Genomic DNA, 4,759 nt, shown 5'->3' with positions numbered 1-4,759 from the left:
GTTCTTTTAACTTACAATTGTTAAACTATTAGTCAATCTTTGAAATCTAAACAAGTGATCGATTGAGCCAGTCTATTATTTTATAATTTATAATAGATTAGACAAACTAATAAATAAAACTAAAAGTTTTTTGATTAAAAACTTCATAATAAAATCCTATCAATCTAAGTTTTGCTAGGTAATTAATATGGAGAGTTTGATCCTGGCTCAGAGTGAACGCTGGCGGCGTGCCTAATACATGCAAGTCGAACGGACAAGTAAGAGCTTGCTCTTATGAGTTAGTGGCGCACGGGTGAGTAATGTATAGCTAATCTGCCCTACACTAGAGGACAACAGTTGGAAACGGCTGCTAATACTCTATACACCTCTCTAGCATAAGTTAGATAGGGAAAGTTTTTCGGTGTAGGATGAGGCTATATTGTATCAGCTAGTTGGTGAGGTAATGGCTCACCAAGGCTATGACGCATAACTGGTCTGAGAGGATGATCAGTCACACTGGAACTGAGACACGGTCCAGACTCCTACGGGAGGCAGCAGTAGGGAATATTGCTCAATGGGGGAAACCCTGAAGCAGCAACGCCGCGTGGAGGATGACACTTTTCGGAGCGTAAACTCCTTTTGTTAGGGAAGAATAATGACGGTACCTAACGAATAAGCACCGGCTAACTCCGTGCCAGCAGCCGCGGTAATACGGAGGGTGCAAGCGTTACTCGGAATCACTGGGCGTAAAGGACGCGTAGGCGGATTATCAAGTCTCTTGTGAAATCCTATGGCTTAACCATAGAACTGCTTGGGAAACTGGTAATCTAGAGTGAGGGAGAGGCAGATGGAATTGGTGGTGTAGGGGTAAAATCCGTAGAGATCACCAGGAATACCCATTGCGAAGGCGATCTGCTGGAACTCAACTGACGCTAATGCGTGAAAGCGTGGGGAGCAAACAGGATTAGATACCCTGGTAGTCCACGCCCTAAACGATGTATACTAGTTGTTGCTAAGCTAGTCTTGGCAGTAATGCACCTAACGGATTAAGTATACCGCCTGGGGAGTACGGTCGCAAGATTAAAACTCAAAGGAATAGACGGGGACCCGCACAAGCGGTGGAGCATGTGGTTTAATTCGAAGATACGCGAAGAACCTTACCCGGACTTGATATCTAACAAATCATCTAGAGATAGAAGAGTGTCTGCTTGCAGAAATGTTAAGACAGGTGCTGCACGGCTGTCGTCAGCTCGTGTCGTGAGATGTTGGGTTAAGTCCCGCAACGAGCGCAACCCACGTCATTAGTTGCTAACAGTTCGGCTGAGCACTCTAATGAGACTGCCTTCGTAAGGAGGAGGAAGGTGTGGACGACGTCAAGTCATCATGGCCCTTATGTCCGGGGCGACACACGTGCTACAATGGCATATACAATGAGAAGCAATATCGCGAGATGGAGCAAATCTATAAAATATGTCCCAGTTCGGATTGGAGTCTGCAACTCGACTCCATGAAGCCGGAATCGCTAGTAATCGTAGATCAGCCATGCTACGGTGAATACGTTCCCGGGTCTTGTACTCACCGCCCGTCACACCATGGGAGTTGATTTCACTCGAAGCCGGAATACTAAATTAGTTACCGTCCACAGTGGAATCAGCGACTGGGGTGAAGTCGTAACAAGGTAACCGTAGGAGAACCTGCGGTTGGATCACCTCCTTTCTAGAGTACATATGGATATTCTCTCACAAGATATCTATAAGAAAGATATTCTCAATCATCCTTGTTTAGTTTTGAAAGATTGATAGACCTATAGGGGCCTATAGCTCAGCTGGTTAGAGTGCACCCCTGATAAGGGTGAGGTCACAAGTTCAAGTCTTGTTAGGCCCACCAGAGAATTTAATTGGGGAATTAGCTCAGCTGGGAGAGCGCCTGCTTTGCACGCAGGAGGTCAGCGGTTCGATCCCGCTATTCTCCACCATAAAATAGTTTAACTATATTAAGTCTAATTAGAGAGCTTAAAAATTTAAACTTTCTAATTAGACTTTTGTCTAAATGTTCTTTTAATTAATATTGTTAATAGTCACAAGCAAGTTTTAAAAACAATTTTACAGGACTTGTTAAAGATTTAAATTTCTATTCTCTTTGCATTTAATGCAAAAGTTTGACATCACAATCTATTTAGGATTTAAAACTTATCTAAATAGTAGTCAATGCTTTCCGTCTTGAGAGCTAGAATTTAAATATAGTAATATAAAGTTATCTTTAACAAGGAAGTGATGCGAATTAGAATAATCTAATATAGAAAAGGTAAGCTACAAAGAGCAAGTGGTGGATGCCTTGGCTAGTAGAGGCGATGAAAGACGTGCCAGGCTGCGATAAGTCTCGGGGAGCCGTCAAGGGGCTTTGATCCGGGAATTTCTGAATGGGGCAACCCAGTTAAGCGCGAGCTTAACTACCTAATATGGAGCGAACGAGGGGAATTGAAACATCTTAGTACCCTCAGGAAAAGAAATCAAAAGAGATTACGCTAGTAGCGGCGAGCGAACGCGTAAGAGGGCAAACCGTTAGTTTACTAACGGGGTTGTAGGACTGCAATATAGACTAAACTTAGCTAATAGAATAATCTGGAAAGATTAAGCATAGAGGGTGATACTCCCGTATATGAAAGCTTTGTTTTACTTAGCAGTATCCTGAGTAGGGCGGAACACGTGATATTCTGTCTGAAGCTGGGTAGACCACTATCCAACCCTAAATACTACTACTAGACCGATAGTGCACAAGTACCGTGAGGGAAAGGTGAAAAGAACTGAGGTGATCAGAGTGAAATAGAACCTGAAACCATTTGCTTACAATCATTCAGAGCCCTATGATTTATCAGGGTGATGGACTGCCTTTTGCATAATGAGCCTGCGAGTTGTGATGTCTGGCAAGGTTAAGGAAACCCGGAGCCGTAGCGAAAGCGAGTCTTAATAGGGCGTTTAGTCAGACGTTGCAGACCCGAAACGATGTGATCTATCCATGAGCAGGTTGAAACCGGTGTAAGAGCCGGTGGAGGACCGAACCCGCTAGCGTTGAAAAGCTATGGGATGACTTGTGGATAGGGGTGAAAGGCCAATCAAACATCGTGATAGCTGGTTCTCTCCGAAATATATTTAGGTATAGCGTCATGTAGTAACACTAGGGGGTAGAGCACTGAATGGGCTAGGGCATACACCAATGTACCAAACCCTATCAAACTCCGAATACCTAGTGTGTAATCATGGCAGTCAGGCGGCGAGTGATAAAATCCGTCGTCGAGAGGGGAACAACCCAGACTAACAGCTAAGGTCCCTAAATCTCATTTAAGTGGAAAACGATGTGGAGTTACTTAAACAACCAGGAGGTTGGCTTAGAAGCAGCCATCCTTTAAAGAAAGCGTAATAGCTCACTGGTCTAGTGATTCTGCGCGGAAAATATAACGGGGCTAAAATGAGTACCGAAGCTTTAGACTTAGTTTTCTAAGTGGTAGGAGAGCGTTGTATTTGCGTTGAAGGTATACCGGTAAGGAGTGCTGGAGCTAATACAAGTGAGCATGCAGGCATGAGTAGCGATAATTGGGGTGAGAATCCCCAACGCCGTAAACCCAAGGTTTCCTACGCGATGCTCGTCATCGTAGGGTTAGCCGGGTCCTAAGCAAAGTCCGAAAGGGGTATGCGATGGAAAATTGGTTAATATTCCAATGCCAACTATAATGTGCGATGGAAGGACGCTTAGAGTTAAGCAAGCTAGCGGATGGTAGTGCTAGTCGAAAGGTGTAGGTTAAGATCCAGGCAAATCCGGATCTTTTTAAGCCGAGACCCCACAGGCGTTTGAAGTTCTTCGGAATGGATAGCGAATTGCTGATACTGTCGAGCCAAGAAAAGTTTCTAAGTTTAGTTATAGTTGCCCGTACCGTAAACCGACACAGGTGGGTGGGATGAGTATTCTAAGGCGCGTGGAAGAACTCTCTTCAAGGAACTCTGCAAAATAGCACCGTATCTTCGGTATAAGGTGTGCCTAACTTTGTGAAGGATTTACTCCGTAAGCATTGAAGGTTACAACAAAGAGTCCCTCCCGACTGTTTACCAAAAACACAGCACTCTGCTAACTCGTAAGAGGATGTATAGGGTGTGACGCCTGCCCGGTGCTCGAAGGTTAATTGATGACGTTAGCTCTGCGAAGCGTTTGATCGAAGCCCGAGTAAACGGCGGCCGTAACTATAACGGTCCTAAGGTAGCGAAATTCCTTGTCGATTAAATATCGACCTGCATGAATGGCGTAACGAGATGGGAGCTGTCTCGAAGAGGGATCCAGTGAAATTGTAGTGGAGGTGAAAATTCCTCCTACCCGCGGCAAGACGGAAAGACCCCGTGGACCTTTACTACAGCTTGACACTGCTATTGGGATAAAAATGTGCAGGATAGGCGGGAGGCTTTGATCCATAGACGCCAGTTTATGGTGAGCCATTGTTGAGATACCGCTCTTTTTTATTCTGATAGCTAACTAGCTTGAGTTATCCTCAAGTAGGACAATGTCTGGTGGGTAGTTTGACTGGGGCGGTCGCCTCCCAAAATGTAACGGAGGCTTACAAAGGTTGGCTCAGAACGGTTGGAAATCGTTCGTAGAGTATAAAGGCATAAGCCAGCTTAACTGCGAGACATACACGTCAAGCAGAGACGAAAGTCGGTCTTAGTGATCCGGTGGTTCTGTGTGGAAGGGCCATCGCTCAAAGGATAAAAGGTACCCCGGGGATAACAGGCTGATC

At 45.0% G+C, this 4,759-nt stretch carries 2 tRNA genes and 2 rRNA genes (1 of these 4 cut by a window edge); all 4 read left to right on the top strand.

The window, feature by feature from the left end:
• Positions 1-184 precede the first annotated feature (184 nt).
• Positions 185-1,695, top strand: a 16S ribosomal RNA gene (locus CVS93_RS09685).
• 94 nt (positions 1,696-1,789) lie between these two features.
• Positions 1,790-1,866: transfer RNA gene (locus CVS93_RS09680), tRNA-Ile, on the top strand.
• A 12-nt stretch (positions 1,867-1,878) separates the two neighbouring features.
• Positions 1,879-1,954, top strand: a tRNA-Ala gene (locus CVS93_RS09675).
• Positions 1,955-2,281: 327 nt separating this feature from the next.
• Positions 2,282-4,759: ribosomal RNA gene (locus CVS93_RS09670) — 23S ribosomal RNA — on the top strand (it continues 425 nt past the right edge of the window).
• The 16S and 23S rRNA genes sit together here with 2 tRNA genes alongside, the layout of an rRNA operon.

The organism is Campylobacter concisus, assembly GCF_003048535.1.
Taxonomy (GTDB): domain Bacteria; phylum Campylobacterota; class Campylobacteria; order Campylobacterales; family Campylobacteraceae; genus Campylobacter_A; species Campylobacter_A concisus_S.
This window is presented reverse-complemented; position numbering and strand designations above follow the sequence as displayed.